Source organism: Mesorhizobium sp. L-8-10 (genome assembly GCF_016756635.1).
Lineage (GTDB): Bacteria > Pseudomonadota > Alphaproteobacteria > Rhizobiales > Rhizobiaceae.
This window is the reverse complement of sequence record NZ_AP023263.1, coordinates 3,734,407-3,753,156: the sequence shown is the minus strand read 5'-3', so window position 1 is coordinate 3,753,156 and position 18,750 is coordinate 3,734,407. Positions and strand designations below refer to the sequence as shown.

Below are 18,750 nucleotides of genomic sequence, written 5' to 3'. Positions count from 1 at the left end.
CCTGCATGGACGCCGCTCAATCGATCCTGCCGCTCGAACGCCAGACGCTTGTCGACACATACTCGCCCGAGGAGGCGAGGCAGGAGATCGGGCGCATCTTCTGCCCGCATTTCCTGTCGCCTCACGACAGGCATGCCGCTGGCTTCCATGCCGTGCATCGCTCGTCGCGTCAGCGGGGGTATTCGCTCAACCTGGTGAGTTATGGCTGCGAGGTCGAGATCGACCCCGGCGAGCTTTCCAGCTTCTTCCTGCTCCAGATCCCGCTGTCGGGCTCGGCAACGGTCCGCTGCGGCAACGACACGGCGATCGCCAGCCCCGGCCATTTCGCCTCATTGCTGTCGCCGACGCTGCCTACCAGGATGATCTGGTCGGATGGCTGCCAGAAGCTCATCGTTCTGGTCGAGCGTGAGGCCATGCAGCGCCAGTGCCAGCAGATCGCCGGCCATCCTGTCGGCAAGGTAGAATTCGCCACGGGGATCGACATGACCAGCGCGGCCGGGCGGCTGCTGCTCGGCCATGTCAGGCTGATGATCGAGGCTGCGGAGAGCGACACAGGCGTGCTCGGCGACTATCTTTCACGGCTCGGCGAAAGCCTGGGTGCGCTGCTTCTGACCTCGTTTTCACATTCGCAGCGCGGCGCCCTCGACACGATCGCGCCACCCGCGGGATCGGCCGCGGTGGCGCGCGCCGAAGAGTGGATCAAGGACAATATCGACCGCTCCTTCGCCGTGGCCGACATCGCCGCGGCATCGGGCGTCAGCCTGCGCTCGCTTCAGGAGGGCGTACGGCGCGAGAGAGGCACCACGCTCACCCATATGATCGAGACCATTCGCCTGGAGCGCTTCCGCGCCGCCCTTCTCGACCCGGCCAACCACGGCTCGGTGACCGAGATCGCATGCATGGCCGGGATCGGCCATCTCGGCCGGGCCGCGGCCGCCTATCGCCTGCGCTACGGCGAGACGCCATCACAGACGCTGCGCCGGACACGGTGAAGTCGAGCAGACCTTGTTTGACCGTCTTGCGCGTCATCCATGCCGCCGGAGATTGGCCGGCCGAGGAGTAGCTTCTGGCCTATCCGCCTCGGCCCAGCTCGGTCCGGATGGAGCGCTTCAGCTTGGCGAGTTCCTTCATCAGCGCCGCGCTGTCGCGCGAGGAGAGCCCCGCGAACAGATTGCCGATCCAGTCGCCGTGCCGCGTCGCCATCTTGCGGAACTCGTCATGGCCGAAGGGCGTCAGCGAGATCACCTGCACCCGCCGGTCGGTGGGCGACGTCGTGCGCAGGATGTGGCCGCTCTGGACCAGCCGATCGACCAGCGAGGTGATGTTGCCGGCCGACACCATCATGCGCTTGGAGACCTCGCCCAGCACCATGCCTTCCGGCGCCTTCTCGAGCTGGGCGAGCAGGTCGAAGCGCGGCAAGGTGAAGTCGAATTCCTCTCGCAGGCGGCGGCGCACCTCCGTCTCGACCAGGGTCGCGCAGGTCAGCAGCCGCAGCCACAGGCGCAACTCGTCGCCATGGTCGCCCGGCGCCTCCAGCACCTTGGTTTCGCCGTCGAGCCACTGGTCGGCGCCGTCGTCATCAATGCTCAAGCCCAGTCTCCTCGCATTCTGGCTACCCTGCCCCGAAGCCTCGTGCCGAAGCGGCAATCGAGATCATCGGCCCCCAGAGCCGTAAAAAACCTTCAAGCTTGAAGTAGCTGGTTCCGCCGGAACATCAAGAGAAATCCCGAGGATATGCGCTCCCGACCCGAGCTTATTGACTTACATATTTGCGCCAGTTGTGCTCCTCGCGGAAACCGAGCATTTCCTTCACCTTGCGGTTCGAGAGCAGCGTCTCGAACTCGCCGAGTTCGCGCTTGACGGGCACGTCGGGATAGAAGCGCTCAAGCAGTTCCCGGGTCGGCAAGTCGGACGAACAATCGTCATTCGCGGCGTTGAATATCTGGAAGCCGAGCCCGTCCTTCTCGATCGCTCGATGCGTGATCTGGCCGAGGTCGCGCGCATCGATGTAGCTCCAGGCGATGCGCTTGCGGAAACCCGGATCGGCGAACCACTTCGGAAACAGGCCATATTCATGGGGCTCGATGACGTTGCCGATGCGCAGCGCATAGATGTCGAAGCCGGTGCGCAGCGCGAAGGCGCGCGCCGTCTGCTCGTTGACGACCTTGGAGAGCGCGTAGCTGTCCATAGGGTCGACGTCGTATTCCTCGTCGAGCGGAAAATAGCGGGGATCGCGGGGCTCGTTGGCAAAGACCAAGCCATATGTCGTCTCGCTCGACGCGATCACGATCTTGGGGATGCCGAGCTTCACCGCAGCCTCGATGACATTGTAGGTGCCGAGCGCGTTGATGCGGAACAGCTCGCTATCAGGTGTGATCATGATGCGCGGTATGGCGGCGAAATGCACCACGGCATCCGCTACCTGAGGTCGCAGCGATGAGTCGAACTCATGAAGTCCCATATTGCTGGACAAGGCGTTGAACACCTGCCCGCCATCGGTGATGTCGGTTATCAAGGTTCGGACCTTGGGATTGTCCAGGGGTTTGAGGTCCAGGTTGAGGACCTGGTGTCCCCGTTCGACCAGATACTGCACGACGTGACGGCCAGCCTTGCCGCTGCCACCGGTGAACATGATGCGCTTGGCCATTTCCACCTCCTTGCTTGTCTCTTTCGGCCGCCGATGCCGGCCTCCGGATGTGTTGCTCGTCGGACGTTACACGTTCTCGCCGCAGATCGCCGCAAGCATCGCGTCGGTCACCATGCGCGTGGTCGCGGTGCCACCCAGATCGGGGGGGTGACAGGACGGATCGGCGGTGACACGCTCCACGGCACGCATCAGGCGCGCGGCGGCCGCAGCCTCGCCGAAATGGTCGAGCATCAGGGCGGCGCTCCAGAAGGTCGCGACCGGATTGGCGATACCCTTGCCGACGATATCCATGGCCGACCCGTGGATCGGCTCGAACATCGAGGGAAAGCGGCGTTCGGGATCGAGATTGGCCGTCGGCGCGATGCCGAGCGACCCGGCGAGCGCGGCGGCCAGATCGGACAGGATGTCGGCATGCAGATTGGTGGCCACGATCGTGTCCAGCGTGGCCGGATGGAGCGTCATGCGCGCCGTCATCGCATCGACCAGCATCTTGTCCCAGGCGACATCCGGAAACTCGGCCGCGACCTCGGCCGCAATCTCGTCCCACATGACCATGCCATGGCGCTGGGCATTCGACTTGGTGACGACGGTCAGACGCTTGCGCGGCCGCGAACGGGCGAGGCCGAAGGCGAAACGCATGATGCGCGTGACGCCGGCGCGCGTGAAGATGGCCACTTCCGTGGCGACCTCTTCCGGCAGGCCGCGGTGAGAGCGGCCGCCCTGCCCGGCATACTCGCCCTCCGAATTCTCGCGGACGATCACCCAGTCGAGATCGTCCGAGCTGACCCCGCGCAGCGGGCCGACGATGCCGGGCAGCAGGCGCACCGGCCGCACATTGGCGTATTGGTCGAAGGACTGGCAGATCGCCAGCCGGAGCCCCCACAGGCTGACGTGATCCGGCACGTCGGGCGCGCCGACCGCGCCGAACAGGATGGCATCATGGCCCCGGATCCGGTCGAGACCATCCTTCGGCATCATCTCGCCATGACGACGATAATAGTCGCTGCCCCAGTCGAAATGATCGAAGGACAGCCGGAAACCGCCGTCGCGACCGGCCACCGCCTCGAGGACCTCGATGCCCGCCGTCACCACCTCCGTTCCGATCCCGTCGCCCGGAATGGCCGCGATCCGAAACTCCTCCATTTTCACTCCCAGTTACAAGGCGCCGTCGAACGGACGATTATCGACAGATATCGAGAATATTCCGAGCGGGATTCGTCAACCCTTCCAGTTGAGCCTGGAATGCGGCTGCGATGTCCTCGGGCCGGGCTGGCGGTGCCGCGGCAAAGGAGCGCTTTCTTGCAATTTTGCGTTGGGCGCTCGATGTCTATGGAAACTGGCCGCAACCGATTCTTGGCTCGGGGCGTCCCACCGGAGATTGGAAATGCGGAAACTGGCACTCTTGTCGTTGATCGTCGCCCTCGCCGGTTGCCAGGCGACGAGCGAGGCCAATATCGATCCGCAGTTGCAACCGGCCTTCAGGAGTGAGGTCGAAGCGCCCGGTGCCAATCCGTATCTGAAGTGGCAGCGTGGCTTCTGACGGCGTCGGACCAGACGGGACAGCTTCGGGCGGTGTCGCCGCCACGCGCAAAGATAAGCTCTAGGGTTCCGGGGCTCCGGCTCGAGTGCACGATTTTGCGTCGTGCCCTCACGGCTGGTTGCGCAGCTTGCCTTCCATGAGGTCCAGCACGGCATTCGCCGCATCGAGCACGTTTGTGCCCGGCCCGAAGACGGCCGCGACGCCATGGTCGGACAGGAAGTCGTAGTCGCGCCGCGGCACGACCCCACCGCAGACCACGATGATGTCTTCGGCTCCCTTGCCTTTCAGCGACTCGACGAGCTGCGGCAGCAGGGTCTTGTGGCCGGCGGCCAAAGAGGAGACGCCGATCACATGCACCTTGGCCGACATGGCCATCTCGGCCGCCTCGTCCGGCGTCTGGAACAGAGGCCCGGCCAACACCTCGAAGCCTATGTCGCCGAAGGCCGAGGCCACCACCTTGGCGCCGCGATCGTGACCGTCCTGACCGAGCTTGGCGACCATGATGCGCGGCGTTTCGCCGATCACCGCCGATATCCGCTCCAGGCGCGTCAGCAGCGTCTTGTATTCCGGTTCGTCGGCATAGGCCTCGCCATAGATGTCGCCGACGACCTCAGGCACGGTGGCATGGTCGCCGAAGGCGCGGCGCAGCGCGTCCGAGATCTCGCCGACGGACGCCCGCGCCCGTGACGCCTCGACGGCCGCCTCCAGGATGTTGCCCTGCCCGCTGCGCGCGACCGCCTCCAGCGACGCCAAGGCGGCTTCGACCCACTTCGGATCGCGCTGCCGACGTATCTTTTCCAGGCGCGCGACCTGCGCCTGGCGCACGGCGCTGTTGTCGATCTCCAGCGTGTCGATCGGGTCCTCCTGCTCGAGCCGGTATTTATTGACGCCGACGATCACTTCGTCGCCCTTGTCGATCGCGGCCTGCTTGCGCGTCGCCGCCTCCTCGATGAGCCGCTTGGGCAGGCCGGCGTCCACAGCCTTGGCCATGCCGCCCCGCTGTTCAACCTCCTCGATCAGCGCCCAGGCCTTGTCGGCCAGTTCCGCCGTGAGGCTCTCGACATAATAGGAGCCGGCCAGCGGATCGACCACCTTGGTCACGCCGGTCTCGTGCTGGAGGATGAGCTGGGTGTTGCGCGCGATGCGCGCGGAGAATTCCGTCGGCAGCGCGATCGCCTCGTCGAAGGAGTTCGTATGCAGCGACTGCGTTCCCCCAAGCGCGGCCGACATCGCCTCGAAGGCCGTGCGCACGATGTTGTTGTAGGGATCCTGCTCCTGGAGCGACACGCCCGACGTCTGGCAATGCGTGCGCAGCATCAGCGAGGACGGCTTCTTCGGGTTGAATTCCTTCATGATGCGCGTCCACAGAAGCCGCGCCGCGCGCAGCTTGGCCGCCTCCATGAAGAAGTTCATGCCGATCGCGAAGAAGAAGGAGAGCCGGCCGGCGAAGGCATCGACGTCGAGCCCCTTGTTCAGCGCGGCCCGGACATATTCGCGCCCGTCGGCGAGCGTGAAGGCGAGTTCCTGGACCAGCGTCGCCCCGGCTTCCTGCATATGATAGCCGGAGATGGAGATCGAATTGAACTTCGGCATCTCGCGCGCCGTATATTCGATGATATCGGCGATGATCCGCATCGAGGGCTCGGGCGGATAGATATAGGTGTTGCGGACCATGAACTCCTTCAGAATGTCGTTCTGGATGGTTCCGGAAAGCTGCGTGCGCGAAACGCCCTGCTCTTCGCCCGCCACGATGAAATTGGCCAGGATCGGGATCACCGCGCCGTTCATGGTCATCGAGACCGAGACCTTGTCGAGCGGGATGCCGTCGAACAGGATCTTCATGTCCTCCACGGAATCGATCGCCACGCCTGCCTTGCCGACGTCGCCGACCACGCGCGTGTGGTCGCTGTCATAGCCCCGATGCGTGGCGAGGTCGAAGGCCACCGACACGCCCTGCTGGCCCGCGGCGAGCGCCTTGCGATAGAAGGCGTTCGACGCTTCCGCCGTCGAGAACCCGGCATATTGCCGGATCGTCCAGGGCCGGCCGGCATACATGGTCGCCCGCGGCCCCCGGATGAAGGGATCGAAACCCGGCAAGGCGCCGAGATGGTCGATCGCGGCGATGTCGTCGGCCGTGTAGAGCGGCTTGACGTCGATGCCCTCGGGCGTCTTCCAGACCAGCGTGTCGGCCGAGGCGTTGATCTCGCGCTCCGCCAGGCCGCGCCATGCTTCGACGCTCTTGCGTGCCGTCGTCATCGTCGCCTCACTCGAATTCCATGATCAATTCGTCCACCGCGAGGCTGGCGCCCGCCTTCGCCGCGATCAGCCGCACCGTCGCGCGGCGTTCGGCGCGCAGCACGTTCTCCATCTTCATCGCCTCGACCGTCGCCAGCACCTGGCCGGCCTCGACCGTGTCGCCTGCGCTGACCGCGATCGAGGTGACGACCCCAGGCATCGGGCAGAGCAGCGAGCGCGACAGATCCGGCGGCAGCTTTTTCGGCATCAGCCGAGCGAGCGCCGCGACACGGTGACCGCGTACATGGACCACGAGGTCGACGCCGCGGCAGCGCAGCCGCCAGCCGCTGCCCGACGGCGCGACCTTGACGCCGACGACGGCGCCGTCGAGGTCGAAAGCGGCACGGGTGCGCCCGGGGAGCCAGTCGGAAGCGACTGATATCGCCCGGCCGCCTTCCGGTTCGACAATCGTCCGGCCGGCCTCCTCGCGCACCGAGACGGCAATCGAGCGGTCGGCCAGCGTGATCACCCGGTCATTGCCGATCTGACGGCGATGATTGTCCATCGCGCCCGATATCTGCACGTCACGCCGCTGGGTGACCCGGTCGATGAAGGCCGCGATGGCGGCCAGTTTTTCGGCCTGCTCGGTCGACGGCTCGACACCGGAGAAGCCGTCAGGGAATTCCTCCGCGATATAGGCCGTCGTCAGCCGGCCCGCACGGAAGCGTTCCTGCTCCATGACGGCCGAGAGGAACGGCAGGTTATGGCCGATGCCTTCCACCTCGAAATCATCGAGCGCGGCACCCATCGCCTCGATTGCCGTCGCCCGGTCGGGCGCCCAGGTGCACAGCTTGGCGATCATCGGATCGTAATACATCGAGATCTCGCCGCCCTCGAACACGCCCGTGTCGTTGCGCACGATCGTTCCGTCGTCGCATTTGCCCTCGACCGGCGGGCGGTAGCGCGTCAGCCGGCCGATCGACGGCAGGAAGTTGCGATAGGGATCCTCGGCATAGAGCCGGCTCTCGATCGCCCAGCCATTCAGCTTCACGTCGTCCTGGCTGTGGCGCAGGCGCTCGCCGGCCGCCACGCGGATCATTTCCTCCACGAGATCGAAGCCGGTGATCAGTTCCGTCACCGGGTGTTCGACCTGCAGGCGGGTGTTCATCTCGAGGAAGTAGAAGTTGCGGTCGCCGTCGACGATGAACTCGACCGTGCCGGCCGAGAAGTAGCCGACCGCCTTGCCCAGCGCGACAGCCTGCTCGCCCATCGCTTTTCGGGTCGCCGCATCCAGGAAAGGCGACGGCGCCTCCTCGATGACCTTCTGGTTGCGGCGCTGGATCGAACATTCCCGCTCGCCGAGATAGATCAGATTGCCGTGCTGGTCGCCCAGCAGCTGGATCTCGATGTGGCGCGGCTGGGTGACGAATTTCTCGATGAAGATCCGGTCGTCGCCGAAGGAGGATTTCGCTTCGTTCCTCGACGACTGAAATCCATCGCGCGCCTCCGCGTCGTTCCAGGCGATGCGCATGCCCTTGCCGCCGCCGCCGGCCGAAGCCTTGATCATGACGGGATAGCCTATCGAACGGGCGATCCTGACCGCTTCGTCGGCATCCTCGATCAACCCCATATGGCCGGGAACGGTGGAAACGCCGGCAGATGCGGCGATCTTCTTCGAGGTGATCTTGTCGCCCATCGCCTCGATCGCCACCGGCGGCGGGCCGATGAAGGTCACGCCCTCGACCTTGAGGGCTTCGGCGAAGTTGGGGTTCTCCGACAGGAAGCCGTAACCAGGGTGCACCGCGTCGGCGCCTGTCCGGCGGACCGCATCGATGATCTTCTGGATGACGATGTAGGACTGGCTCGACGGCGCGGGCCCGATATGCACGGCCTCGTCGGCCATTTTCACATGCAGCGCTTCGCGGTCGGCGTCGGAATAGACGGCGACCGTCTCGATGCCGAGTTTCCGCGCCGTCTTGATGACGCGGCAGGCGATCTCGCCGCGATTGGCGATCAGGATCTTCTTGAACATCAGGCGGCGCTCCCGCGCATGATCTCCATGAGTGGAACCAGGTTCCTAGACAAGGTCATGCGCCCTTTCATAGCGGTATGGTGTCGTGCTTCTTCCAGCGGGTCTCGACGGACTTGCCGCGTAACGCCGCGAAGGCCCGGGCGATGCGCTTGCGTGAGGAATGCGGCATGATGACCTCGTCGATGAAGCCGCGCTCGGCCGCCACGAACGGATTGGCAAAGCGCTCCTCATAATCCTTGGTCCGGTCGGCGATCCTGGCGGGGTCGTCCAGCTCCGAGCGGTAGAGGATCTCGGTCGCTCCCTTCGCGCCCATCACCGCGATCTCGGCCGTCGGCCAGGCATAGTTGATGTCGGCCCCGATATGCTTCGAGGCCATGACGTCATAGGCGCCGCCATAGGCCTTGCGGGTGATGAGCGTGACCATCGGCACGGTCGCCTCGCTATAGGCGAAGAGCAACTTGGCGCCGTGCTTGATGACGCCGCCATATTCCTGCGCCGTCCCCGGCAGGAAACCCGGCACGTCGACCAGCGTGAGCAACGGGATCGAGAAGGCGTCGCAGAAGCGCACGAAACGCGCCGCCTTGCGCGAGGAATCGATGTCGAGGCATCCGGCCAGCACCATCGGCTGGTTGGCGACGACTCCGACCGTCTGGCCCTCGATGCGCATGAAGCCGACGATGATGTTGCGGGCGAAGGCCTCCTGAATTTCGAAGAAATCGCCCTCGTCCGATATCGCCAGGATCAGCTCCTTCATGTCGTAGGGCTTGTTCGCGCTGTCGGGGATCAGCGTGTCGAGCCGCATCTCGATGCGGCCGGGATCGTCGTGGAATGGACGCGTCGGCGGCTGGTCGCGATTGCTGAGCGGCAGGAAGTCGAACAGCCTGCGAATGCCTTCCAGCGCCTCGATGTCGTTGTCGAACGCGCCGTCCGCCACCGAGGATTTCGCCGTATGCGTGCGTGCGCCGCCGAGTTCCTCCGCCGTCACGATCTCATTGGTGACGGTCTTCACCACATCGGGGCCGGTCACGAACATGTAGGAGCTGTCGCGCACCATGAAGATGAAATCAGTCATGGCGGGCGAATAGACCGCGCCGCCGGCGCAAGGGCCCATGATCACCGAGATCTGCGGTATGACGCCCGAAGCATCGACATTGCGCTTGAAGACGTCGGCATAGCCCGCGAGCGAAGCGACCCCTTCCTGGATGCGGGCGCCGCCGGAATCATTCAGCCCGATGACAGGCGCGCCGTTGCGCACGGCCATGTCCATGATCTTGCAGATCTTCTGGGCGTGCGTCTCCGACAGCGAACCGCCAAGTACGGTGAAGTCCTGCGAGAAGACATAGACGAGGCGGCCATTGATCGTGCCCCAGCCGGTGACCACGCCATCGCCGGCGATCTTCTGGCCAGCCATGCCGAAATCAGTCGCCCGATGGGTGACATACATGTCGAACTCTTCGAACGAGCCCTCGTCGAGCAGGACATCCAGCCGCTCGCGGGCGGTCAGCTTGCCTTTGGCGTGCTGGCCGTCGATGCGCTTCTGCCCGCCGCCGAGGCGCGCCGGGCTTCGAGCTGTTCGAGAACGGCGCGCATCAATTGGCGCCTCGCGCCGAGAGCCACTTCCAGGCGGCGGGGAAGGTGACGGCGGCGAGCAGCGCTTTGCAGATGTCGCCGGGAACGAAGGGATAGAGGCCGAAGGCGAGCACGGGCTTGTCGAAGCCGATGACCGCGCCCAGCCACAGCAGGCCCGGCACATAGATCACGGCGCCTGCGAGCAGCGCCGCGGCCATGGCACCCAGCGGCTTGCGGTCCCAGCCGCGCGAGGCCAGCCAGCCGCCGAGCAGCGCCGCCGGCAGGTAGCCTGCCAGATAGCCGCCGGTCGGTCCCATCATATAGGCGATGCCGATGCCTTTCTCGGGCGTTCCGGCGAAGACGGGAAGGCCCGCCGCGCCTTCTGCGAGATAGAGAAGCACCGCGGCGGCGGCCCGCCACGGCCCGAGCGCAAGACCCAGCCCGATGACGACGAAAGTCTGCATGGTCAGCGGCACGGGATAGAAGGGAACGGAAATCCGCGCCGACAGAGCGAGCAGCAGCGAGCCGACCATGACGGTCGCCGCATTCAGCGCGAAGCCGGTATCGCCGTCCCGGCGCGCGAGCGCATGAAACAGGGTCATTGTTCTCTCCTCTCGGGCCCCAATCGGCCAAAGCCCCTCTAAGCGCGGAGCGGTCGAGAAGAAAACATTTGAAGAGGTGCAAAAGCGTAGTGTAGAAATTTGAATGTTGCGAATTGCGAAATTGCGAACATGGCGACAGGCAAACTCTATATCGGCAGGCGGGTGCGCGAATTGCGTGAAGCCGGCAAGGCGACGCAGGCGGCCTTCGCCGAACGCCTCGGCATCTCGACCAGCTATCTCAACCAGATCGAGAACAACCAGCGGCCGGTCTCCGCCGCCGTGCTTTTGTCGCTCGCCGAGAAATTCCAGATCGACATCGCCTCGCTCTCCGCCGGCGACAGCGACCGGCTGCTTTCAGCGCTGAGCGAGACGCTCGCCGATCCGCTCTTCGCCCCTTATTCGCCGACCCTTCATGAGTTGAAGCTCGTCACGCAGAATGCGCCGGGCTTCGCGCATGCGCTGATCTCCTGTCACCAGGCCTATCGGCTGAACAGCGAGCAGCTCGCCAGCTTCGACGACCAGATGATCCGCACCAACAGCTTCTCGGAGCCGACGCCTTACGAGGAGGTGCGGGACTTCTTTCATTTCGTCGACAACTACGTGCATGAGCTGGATGTTTCCGCCGAGCGGCTCGCCGCCCGTCTCGACCTGCCCGAGCGCGATCCGGTCGCCGCGCTGGCGGAACATCTGGAGACACAGCACCGTGTCCGCCTGCTCAAGGCCGGACCGAACGAGGAGATCCTGAGGCGCTACGATCCGGCGGCGCGGGCACTGTTCCTCAGCCCCTATGCGCCGGCCGCCACACGCAGCTTCCAGATGGCCTTCCAGATCGCCGCGCTGGAACTCGAGGCCGAAATCGACGCGATCGCCCGGCGCGCCGAGTTCCGGACGCCGGAAGCGGTCGAGATATGCCGGATCGGCCTGCAGAACTATTTCGCCGGCGCGCTCACCTTGCCCTATCAGCCGTTCCTGGCCGCCGCCAGGGAACTGCGCCATGACCTCGAACTGCTCGCCGCGCGTTTCGGCGCGAGCCTCGAGCAGGTCGCGCACCGGCTCTCCACCTTGCAGCGCTCCGGCATGAAGGGCGTGCCGGTGTTCTTCGCCCGCATCGACCGGGCCGGCAACATCACCAAGCGCCACAGCGCGGCCCGGCTGCAATTCGCGCGCTACGGCGCGGCCTGCCCGCTTTGGAACGCGCACCAAGCCTTTGAGATGCCGGGCCGCATCATCCGCCAACTCGCGGAGACACCAGACGGGGTGCGCTATCTCAGCGTAGCGACGGAGATCGCCAAATCGGGCGGCGGCTTCAACGCGGTCCAGCGCCGATACGCCATCGCGCTCGGCTGCGAGATCTCCTATGCCGGCGACTTCGTCTATGCCGACGGCCTCGACCTGACCGCCCGCTCCGCCTTCGACCCGATCGGCATATCGTGCCGGATCTGCGAGCGCACCGATTGCGCCCAGCGCGCCGTGCCACCGCTCAAGCGCCGCCTGGCCGTGGACCACAACAGGCGCGGCATGCTGCCCTATGCGCTGATGTAGGCGGGGATGATCTCAAGCAAAAGCCCCCGGGGCTCGCGCCTCCGGGGGCTTTTGGCGTCGGGAACGCTCCGCCCCGCAGGCGTATCTCGTTCCCTCCGCGCCTCACGTCATTTCAGCTCGCCTCACATCATTTCAGTTCGAAAGTGACGCTGACCTGCACCTTGTAGGAATTCTCGCCCGCCTGGACCGGCGCCGCACCCGCGTCCTCGGCGCGCATCGCCTTGGCCATGTAAGGCATAGGCGGCGACGCAAAGGACATTTCCGAGATCTCCAGGATCTTGCCGAGCGAGACGCCGGCGGCTTCTGTCAGGGTGCGCGCCTTGGCGATCGCATCGGCGACGGCCTTCTTGCGGGCCTCGGTGATGACGGCCGCAGGGTCGTCGTTGGTGAAGGTGATGCCGCCGCCCTGGTTCACGCCGAGCGAGACGGATTTGTCGAGCACCTCGCCGGTCTTGGCGATGTCGCGCACGCGCACCGACAGCGTGTTGGAGACCTGATAGGCGGCGAGCTTCGCCTCCTGGGTGCCGTCCGGCTTGTTGGTGTAGTCGTAGCGCGGCATGATCTGGACGCCGGCCGTCTGCAGGTCCCGCTCCTCGATGCCGGCCGCCTTCATCGCCGCGATGACCGCGGCCATGGCGTCGTTGTTGGCGTCGAGCGCCTCACGCGCCGTGGCCGCCTCACGCATGACCGTGAGCGACAGGATCGCCATGTCGGGCGCCACCGCAGCCTCGCCTTCGCCGATCACCACCACGCGCGGCGGCGTGGGCGCTTCCGCTGCTCCCGCGACGGTCGGCAAGGCCATCGCTGCAGCGAGAGCGAGGGCGGACAATTTCATCGTCATTGTGGTCTCCATGTAACAAGCCCTGTCGGCAACCTCGGATAGTAGCCGATTATGTACCGATTGCGGCAACGTCTTGTGCGGACGGAAAAAAGCAACTAAGCCAAGCCGCGTGGGGCCTGTAGCTCAATGGTTAGAGCCGGCGGCTCATAACCGCTTGGTTGGGGGTTCGAGTCCCTCCGGGCCCACCATTACATGCGCATAACTATTTGATTTCGTTGCATTTTTTCTGGCGGGCTCACAACGTGGACTCGAACCCCCTGTGTGCGCCGAACGAGACGGTAGCCGATAGCTGGCAGTCGGGCCAATGATGAATTGGACGGATCGAGAGGGAAAAGATGAGCAATTTCAATACTTAAGCTAGTTGAAAAATGCAATGCGCGCCGCGCAGTACCGAATGCAGTACCGCTTCTGCTATCTGTTCGGCAACTAGCGAAGGTCGGGCGACGCTATTCGTACAGACCAACCTTCGCTGTTCACCAGAGTTCTCCTCCCCGAATCTCGTGACTGCGGTTCCCTCGAAAGGCGCGCTGAGGATCAATCTCGAGGTACGTCTGCGTGCCGTCGACTGCGGATCCAGGAGCCGGCACCCGGCGCAAAACTGCATGGCCCAGGGATTGCAATCGCAGCGCGGACTTCATCACGGGCTCGGTAGGGAGAGTTACAGTGCTTGCGAGATCACAACTCGCATACACGATTTGTTGTTGTATGCTTAGTCAGCCAACTCGGCCATTGCCCTGGCCTCCGAGGGCGTCTGGCCGTGAATCCTTTTGAAGATCCTCGTGAAATGCGAGGCGTTTTCGAAGCCGACGTCGAGCGCCACTTCTATCATCGGTGCTTTCGTTTGCGTAATCAGCAGCTTTGCATGCCCCATCCTGACACGGGCATAGGCCTGGGCAGGTGACATCCCGGCCTTCTCTTGGAACACTCGTTCGAGTTGCCGGCGTGACAGGCCGACCTTTGCCGCAAGAGCTTCGATCGTCAGCCCGCCGTCGAGGTTCTGTTCCATGTTGACGAGCGCGGCTTTGACGCGCGTATCCCGAAAATCCTCATAGAGTGGCCGCCGAGGCTGGACATGGAGCGGCGGACGCGCCCTGTCGATTTGCAGGACTTCCAGGGCATTGCGCTCTGCGTCCTTGCTGATGAAGCGACGCACAATCGATGCGGCCATGTCGGCCGCGCTGCTGCCTCCCGCGCACGAGCCACGCCTCCCCTCCAGATTGAAGATCCGGTTGGAACGGGCTGGATGATCGGGAAAGCGTTCCCGATAAATGCGTACGTGCAGCCAACTGACGCAAGCCTGATGGCGCTTCATCAAGCCTGCCTCCGCGAGGATAAATGAACCGGTGCAGAGGCCGATCAATGATACCTTGGCGGCAGCGGCCCTCTTCAGGTATTCGACGGTCTGGCGATCTATGGGCTCGTCGGCGTTCAAAAGTCCGCCAACCACGACAATGTAGTGAAACTGCCCAGGGTCGATCAGACCCGAGGTCGGCGCCACCGACACCCCGCAACTCGAGGTAATCAGGTTGCGAGTGCTGCCGAGCACCTGCCAATCGGCCGCCACGCGACCGGACCGGTCCAGCTCATCGCTGGCAAGCCGCAGCGTGTCCACAAACAGGGCGAATGCGGACAGCGTGAACGAGCGCGCCAGTATGAACCCGATCTTGAGCTTGTCCGGATGTGAAGGGTCCATGTAAACCTCCGCTGCGGCGCATGGCGATCGACTCTTACGCGGTGCCGGCAGACGCTTGCCGGCGTTGCAGCGCGCCCCGGGAGAGCCGGTCGAGCAGGATGGCGATGGCAACGATGGCTAACCCGGCCCGGAGACCCAAACCCATTTCCATGCGCGTCAACCCCCGCGTCACCTCGGCTCCGAGACCTCCCGCGCCTACGAGACCGGCCAGCACGACCATTGCCAGCGAGAGCAGAATGCATTGGTTGAGACCGACCAGAAGTGTGGGGGTGGCTGAAGGGATTTCGATCTTGAATAGAATCGATCGCGGCGAAGCCCCGGTCGCCCGGCCGAGTTCCAGGAGGTCCTTCGGCACCTGGTTGAAGGCCAGCGTCGTCAGGCGCAGCATCGGTGGAATGCCGTAGACGATCGTCGCGATGATCGCCGGGACGCGGCCCAAGCTGAAAATCATGACGGCGGGGATAAGATAGACCCACGGCGGCACCGTCTGCATGATGTCCAGTACGGGACGGATCGCGGCCTCGAACGTCCTGTAGCGAGACGCCAGGATACCGAGCGGGAAGGCGATCGAGACCGAGATGATCACCGCCACGGTCACCAGCGCCAGCGTCTGCATCGAGGGTATCCACAGCCCCACCAGCAGGCAGAACGCGAGCGCGATGGCGGTCACGGCCGCGACCCGGAAGCTGACAAAGAACGCCGCGAGAAGGACCGCCACGGCGATCAATGCATAGGACGGCGGGTACAGCAGAACTGTTTCAATGCCGCCCAAAACCGCCTCGATCAGCCTGGTCACCGCAGAGAAGAACGGATGGAAGTTGGTGTTCAACCAATCCACGGCGGGGGCGAGGTACGCACCCGGCGAAAAGTTGAGCAGGTCGGCGTTCATCTTGCGCCTCCCCTGGAGGGGCGCGCCACGCTCTGCGTGAACCTGTCGAGCACCATGGTCAGGATGACGATCGCGATGGCGGCGTTTATCGAGGTGGCGATGTCGAGCGTGCGTACGGCTCCGTAGATTGTCTCTCCGAGGCCTCCGGAACCGACGATGCCGGCGATGACAACCATGCCGAATGCCATCATGAGACTCTGGTTGATCCCCGCCATCACACTTGGGACGGCGAAAGGAAGCCTGATCTTGACGAACATCTGCCACGGCGTCAGGCCACTCGCCTGGCCCAGCTCGATGAATTCGCGCGGCGTCATCCGGATGCCCAGGGAGGTCAGGCGGATGGCAGGTGGCATCGCGACGATGAAGGTGGCCACGAGCGCGGTCGCAGGCCCATAGCCCAAAAGCGCGATCGCAGGCAGAAGGTAGATGTAGGGCGGCATGGTCTGGATCAGGTCGAGCACCGGTTCCAGCAATCGGTCGAGTGACCCGACGAAGCCCGCTACGATCCCGACGGGAATGCCGACGAGAAGCGCGAGGATGGTGGCGGTTATCACCAGGGCCAATGTGCTCATGGTTTCGGCCCAGAGCCCCATGACCGCGCAGAAGATCAAGGCGAGCCCGGCGAGGGCGCCCGCCAAAGCGTTGATCAATCGCCATCCGAGCAACGCCGCGATGACCGCGATGACGTAAAACGGTGCGAGCTGCAGCAACCACAGGACGCCGCCGTAGGTCCCTTCTAGCACGGACCTGACATATTCGAACAACCATTCGCCGTTGTCGCTGATCCAAACGAGCGCGTCGTCCGTCCAGGTATCGAAAGTGTCCGCAATGACTGAGGTGTCCATTTCGCTCCTCCCGAGCTATGCCGCAACGAGCTCTCCGGCGGGCTTCCCGGCAACACCGCGGAGCAAGCCACGGGTGGTGACGACGCCGACGACGGCACCGCTATCGACGACTGCGACAGCGTCGCGATCGGACTGCATGGTGAGGTCGATGAGCTCGCCAATGTCGGCCTCCGGCGAAGCCTGAAGAAGCGTATTCACGTCGCAGTGCGGCTGCGAGCTCTTGAATTCGGCAACGGGTCGCATCACCGATTGCGCCCTGACCAGGTGGATCCTGGATATGCCCGCCACGAAATCGGACACGTAATCGTCGGCAGGTTTGGCTACAATTTGCTCCGCCGTTCCGACTTGGACGATGACTCCGTCCTTCATGATTGCGATGCGGTCGCCGATGCGGATGGCTTCCTCGAGGTCATGAGTGATGAAGACGGCTGACTTGCCGAGCGACTTCGTCAGTTGGCGGAATTCGTCTTGCAGCTGGCGGCGGATCAGCGGATCGAGGGCGCTGAACGGCTCGTCCATGAGGATGATCTCAGGGTCGGCAGCAAGCGCCCGGGCAAGACCGACACGCTGCTGCATGCCGCCGGACAGTTCGGCTGGATACCTTGACGTCCAATCGGCAAGCCCGACCTTTTCGAGAGCCGCACGGGCCGTCTTGTTGCGCTCGTCTTTCGCGACGCCGCGCACCTCGAGACCGAAGGCGGCGTTTTCAAGAACCGTCCGGTGGGGGAGGAGCGCCACGCTCTGAAACACCATACCGATGTTGCGGGCGCGCATCTCGCGGAGTTCAGCGGCATTGAGCTTTGCGATCTCCCTGCCTTTCACCGTGATCTTGCCGAGGCTCGGTTCGACCAGACGGTTAAGGAGGCGGATCAGCGTCGACTTGCCGCTTCCCGAGAGGCCCATGACGCAGAAGATTTCGCCGCGGCGGACTTGGAGGCTCGCGTCTGAGACACCCACCACGCAGTCGAACTCCTGCAGTACCTGCTTCTTGGACAGCCCGCGTTCGGAGACGGCCTTGACGGCGGCCGGAGCACGACCGCCGAAAATCTTCCACACGGACTGGCAGTCGACCAACACCTCGTTGGAGTCATTCATCGTAGTGTTCATTGCGTTCCCCGTGAGCCGGCCTGACGCTGGCCTTCATGTTTTCGAAGTTCCGGAGCGGGCCGCCGACTGCGACGGCCCGCGGTTTCGGCAATTACTGGCTCTTGATGTTTTCCCAGCGCTTCAGGAGCTCGGCGTGGCTGTCGGTCCAGTCCTTGACGGCCTCGTCCATCGTCTTGCCGTCGCTGACCGCGCCGTTGATCGCGGTGATGTCGGCGAGAGGCACATAGACGCTGGCGATGACCTCGCGGGCATGCGGATACTCCGCCGAGAACCCCTTTTGGCCGATCCAGTAGTAGCTTTGGGCCGGCGGGAAGATACCCTTGGGGTCCTTGAGAAACTTGACCGGATACTTCTGCATCATCCAGGAGGGCTCCCAGACGGTGACCGCGATCCACTCCTGGCGGTCGACCGCCGACTTGAGGGCCGCTGTCATCGCGGCGGTGCTGCCTTCTACCAGTTGAAGCTTGAGGTCGTACGCTTTGACGGACTCCGCTGCATCGCGCATCAGGCCCGAACCGGGCTCGATGCCGACGATCTTGCCGCCGAACTTGTCGGCGTTCTCATTCAACTGCTCCAACGAGTCGATGGTCACGTAGTGCGGCACGGCAATCGCCTGATAGAGCCCATGCGAAACCGGAGAGATCTTCTCCAGACGGTTCTTGTTCTTGTCCCAGTAGTCGTGCGCCACGTAGTCGGTCTGTGAGGCGAGGATCTGGACGTCGCCCTTGCTGAGCGCTGCGTAGGCGATGCCCCACTCGGAAAACTCGGTCACCTCGACGATGTAGCCGGCGTCTTCGAGCACTTTCTTGGTGATGCCGGTGATAGGAGTGAGGTCCTCCCAGGACATCGTGCCCACGGTAATGGTCTTTTCCTCCGCGTGAGCGGACAGCATGGTCATGCCGACCATTGCGGCAGCGCAGAGCGCTTTCCAAAGTGGCTTCATAGCGTACTCCTCTTCCTTGTTACCCCTTGTCCTTCGAAGACCGCTTATTCAGCCCTCGAGATTTGCGCGCTTCCCGGTTTGGGTCTTCTGACCGGTACGCAATTCCTGCAAACGAACAACCGACGGATTGCTGGGCGGAGACAAAGGTTCGGCGGCGACGCGCCCGTCATCGGCTGTCCGTGTTTTCGAGGCTTCGGCTTCCGGTTTTAGTCCGTCGCTTGGCGCGACAGCCTACCGGGGGCCTTCCAAATGCTTTTGCAGCCGA

Annotated in this window: 15 protein-coding genes, 1 tRNA gene and 1 pseudogene; 4 read left to right on the top strand and 13 right to left on the bottom strand. The window is 64.1% G+C overall.

Going from position 1 to position 18,750, the window contains the following annotated elements:
• Nucleotides 1-5 precede the first annotated feature (5 nt).
• On the top strand, nucleotides 6-992 hold the full coding sequence (locus tag JN280_RS17425) for an AraC family transcriptional regulator (protein ID WP_202313862.1): 987 nt from the start codon (nucleotides 6-8) through the stop codon (nucleotides 990-992).
• 79 nt (nucleotides 993-1,071) lie between these two features.
• On the opposite strand, the gene JN280_RS17420 is transcribed toward JN280_RS17425, so the two are convergent.
• The 3 genes from JN280_RS17420 to JN280_RS17410 all read right to left on the bottom strand — a co-directional run bounded on the left by JN280_RS17420 (nucleotide 1,072) and on the right by JN280_RS17410 (nucleotide 3,790).
• On the bottom strand, nucleotides 1,072-1,584 hold the full coding sequence (locus JN280_RS17420) for a MarR family transcriptional regulator (RefSeq protein WP_202314820.1): 513 nt from the start codon (nucleotides 1,582-1,584) through the stop codon (nucleotides 1,072-1,074).
• Between the two features lie 169 nt (nucleotides 1,585-1,753).
• A complete protein-coding gene (locus tag JN280_RS17415) occupies nucleotides 1,754-2,647 on the bottom strand; it encodes an NAD-dependent epimerase/dehydratase family protein (RefSeq protein WP_202313860.1) in 894 nt (297 codons plus the stop codon).
• A gap of 66 nt (nucleotides 2,648-2,713) precedes the next feature.
• Nucleotides 2,714-3,790: a tartrate dehydrogenase gene (locus JN280_RS17410; RefSeq protein WP_202313858.1), complete on the bottom strand. Its 1,077-nt coding sequence runs from the start codon at nucleotides 3,788-3,790 to the stop codon at nucleotides 2,714-2,716.
• 241 nt (nucleotides 3,791-4,031) lie between these two features.
• On the opposite strand from JN280_RS17410, the gene JN280_RS17405 reads away from it, so the two are divergent.
• A complete protein-coding gene (locus JN280_RS17405) occupies nucleotides 4,032-4,187 on the top strand; it encodes a hypothetical protein (RefSeq protein ID WP_202313856.1) in 156 nt (51 codons plus the stop codon).
• Nucleotides 4,188-4,295: 108 nt separating this feature from the next.
• Here the strand turns inward: JN280_RS17405 and scpA are convergent, their stop codons facing one another.
• The 4 genes and pseudogenes from scpA to JN280_RS17385 all read right to left on the bottom strand — a co-directional run bounded on the left by scpA (nucleotide 4,296) and on the right by JN280_RS17385 (nucleotide 10,625).
• Nucleotides 4,296-6,443 (bottom strand): methylmalonyl-CoA mutase, encoded by a 2,148-nt coding sequence (gene scpA / locus JN280_RS17400; protein WP_202313855.1) that lies wholly within the window; start codon nucleotides 6,441-6,443, stop codon nucleotides 4,296-4,298.
• Between the two features lie 7 nt (nucleotides 6,444-6,450).
• Entirely contained in the window at nucleotides 6,451-8,454 is a 2,004-nt protein-coding gene (locus tag JN280_RS17395) for an acetyl-CoA carboxylase biotin carboxylase subunit (protein ID WP_202313854.1), read from the bottom strand.
• 67 nt (nucleotides 8,455-8,521) lie between these two features.
• A pseudogene (locus tag JN280_RS17390) lies at nucleotides 8,522-10,044 on the bottom strand (acyl-CoA carboxylase subunit beta).
• Entirely contained in the window at nucleotides 10,044-10,625 is a 582-nt protein-coding gene (locus JN280_RS17385) for a biotin transporter BioY (protein ID WP_202313853.1), read from the bottom strand. Before JN280_RS17385 ends, JN280_RS17390 begins: the two are co-directional and overlap by 1 nt.
• A 129-nt stretch (nucleotides 10,626-10,754) precedes the next feature.
• Between JN280_RS17385 and JN280_RS17380 the strand changes: the two genes are divergently transcribed.
• Nucleotides 10,755-12,167 carry a helix-turn-helix domain-containing protein gene (locus tag JN280_RS17380; RefSeq protein WP_202313852.1) on the top strand — a complete coding sequence of 471 codons (1,413 nt, stop codon included), beginning with the start codon at nucleotides 10,755-10,757 and terminating at the stop codon, nucleotides 12,165-12,167.
• Nucleotides 12,168-12,294: 127 nt separating this feature from the next.
• On the opposite strand, the gene JN280_RS17375 is transcribed toward JN280_RS17380, so the two are convergent.
• The gene (locus JN280_RS17375; protein ID WP_202313851.1) at nucleotides 12,295-13,008 is read right to left on the bottom strand and encodes an SIMPL domain-containing protein; all 714 of its coding nucleotides are present in this window, start codon (nucleotides 13,006-13,008) and stop codon (nucleotides 12,295-12,297) included.
• A gap of 112 nt (nucleotides 13,009-13,120) precedes the next feature.
• Here JN280_RS17375 and JN280_RS17370 point away from each other — a divergent pair.
• Nucleotides 13,121-13,196, top strand: a tRNA-Ile gene (locus JN280_RS17370).
• Between the two features lie 521 nt (nucleotides 13,197-13,717).
• On the opposite strand, the gene JN280_RS17365 is transcribed toward JN280_RS17370, so the two are convergent.
• The 5 genes from JN280_RS17365 to JN280_RS17345 form a co-directional block, all read right to left on the bottom strand.
• Nucleotides 13,718-14,701: a GlxA family transcriptional regulator gene (locus JN280_RS17365; RefSeq protein WP_202313850.1), complete on the bottom strand. Its 984-nt coding sequence runs from the start codon at nucleotides 14,699-14,701 to the stop codon at nucleotides 13,718-13,720.
• Between the two features lie 34 nt (nucleotides 14,702-14,735).
• The gene (locus tag JN280_RS17360) at nucleotides 14,736-15,590 is read right to left on the bottom strand and encodes an ABC transporter permease (RefSeq protein WP_202313838.1); all 855 of its coding nucleotides are present in this window, start codon (nucleotides 15,588-15,590) and stop codon (nucleotides 14,736-14,738) included.
• Nucleotides 15,587-16,435, bottom strand: a complete 849-nt coding sequence (locus tag JN280_RS17355) for an ABC transporter permease (protein ID WP_202313836.1) — start codon at nucleotides 16,433-16,435, stop codon at nucleotides 15,587-15,589. Before JN280_RS17355 ends, JN280_RS17360 begins: the two co-directional genes overlap by 4 nt.
• 15 nt (nucleotides 16,436-16,450) lie before the next feature.
• On the bottom strand, nucleotides 16,451-17,542 hold the full coding sequence (locus tag JN280_RS17350) for a quaternary amine ABC transporter ATP-binding protein (RefSeq protein WP_202313834.1): 1,092 nt from the start codon (nucleotides 17,540-17,542) through the stop codon (nucleotides 16,451-16,453).
• A gap of 91 nt (nucleotides 17,543-17,633) precedes the next feature.
• The gene (locus tag JN280_RS17345) at nucleotides 17,634-18,485 is read right to left on the bottom strand and encodes a glycine betaine ABC transporter substrate-binding protein (protein WP_202313831.1); all 852 of its coding nucleotides are present in this window, start codon (nucleotides 18,483-18,485) and stop codon (nucleotides 17,634-17,636) included.
• Between the last annotated feature and the right edge of the window lie 265 nt (nucleotides 18,486-18,750).

What these genes read in the sequence shown, in the direction of transcription:
- JN280_RS17425 (WP_202313862.1), top strand. Translation starts at nt 6, where the DNA reads ATGGACGCCGCTCAATCGATCCTGCCGCTCGAACGCCAGACGCTTGTC.
- JN280_RS17415 (WP_202313860.1), bottom strand. Translation starts at nt 2,647, where the DNA reads ATGGCCAAGCGCATCATGTTCACCGGTGGCAGCGGCAAGGCTGGCCGT.
- JN280_RS17410 (WP_202313858.1), bottom strand. Translation starts at nt 3,790, where the DNA reads ATGGAGGAGTTTCGGATCGCGGCCATTCCGGGCGACGGGATCGGAACG.
- JN280_RS17405 (WP_202313856.1), top strand. Translation starts at nt 4,032, where the DNA reads ATGCGGAAACTGGCACTCTTGTCGTTGATCGTCGCCCTCGCCGGTTGC.
- scpA (WP_202313855.1), bottom strand. Translation starts at nt 6,443, where the DNA reads ATGACGACGGCACGCAAGAGCGTCGAAGCATGGCGCGGCCTGGCGGAG.
- JN280_RS17395 (WP_202313854.1), bottom strand. Translation starts at nt 8,454, where the DNA reads ATGTTCAAGAAGATCCTGATCGCCAATCGCGGCGAGATCGCCTGCCGC.
- JN280_RS17385 (WP_202313853.1), bottom strand. Translation starts at nt 10,625, where the DNA reads ATGACCCTGTTTCATGCGCTCGCGCGCCGGGACGGCGATACCGGCTTC.
- JN280_RS17380 (WP_202313852.1), top strand. Translation starts at nt 10,755, where the DNA reads ATGGCGACAGGCAAACTCTATATCGGCAGGCGGGTGCGCGAATTGCGT.
- JN280_RS17375 (WP_202313851.1), bottom strand. Translation starts at nt 13,008, where the DNA reads ATGACGATGAAATTGTCCGCCCTCGCTCTCGCTGCAGCGATGGCCTTG.
- JN280_RS17365 (WP_202313850.1), bottom strand. Translation starts at nt 14,701, where the DNA reads ATGGACCCTTCACATCCGGACAAGCTCAAGATCGGGTTCATACTGGCG.
- JN280_RS17360 (WP_202313838.1), bottom strand. Translation starts at nt 15,590, where the DNA reads ATGAACGCCGACCTGCTCAACTTTTCGCCGGGTGCGTACCTCGCCCCC.
- JN280_RS17355 (WP_202313836.1), bottom strand. Translation starts at nt 16,435, where the DNA reads ATGGACACCTCAGTCATTGCGGACACTTTCGATACCTGGACGGACGAC.
- JN280_RS17350 (WP_202313834.1), bottom strand. Translation starts at nt 17,542, where the DNA reads ATGAACACTACGATGAATGACTCCAACGAGGTGTTGGTCGACTGCCAG.
- JN280_RS17345 (WP_202313831.1), bottom strand. Translation starts at nt 18,485, where the DNA reads ATGAAGCCACTTTGGAAAGCGCTCTGCGCTGCCGCAATGGTCGGCATG.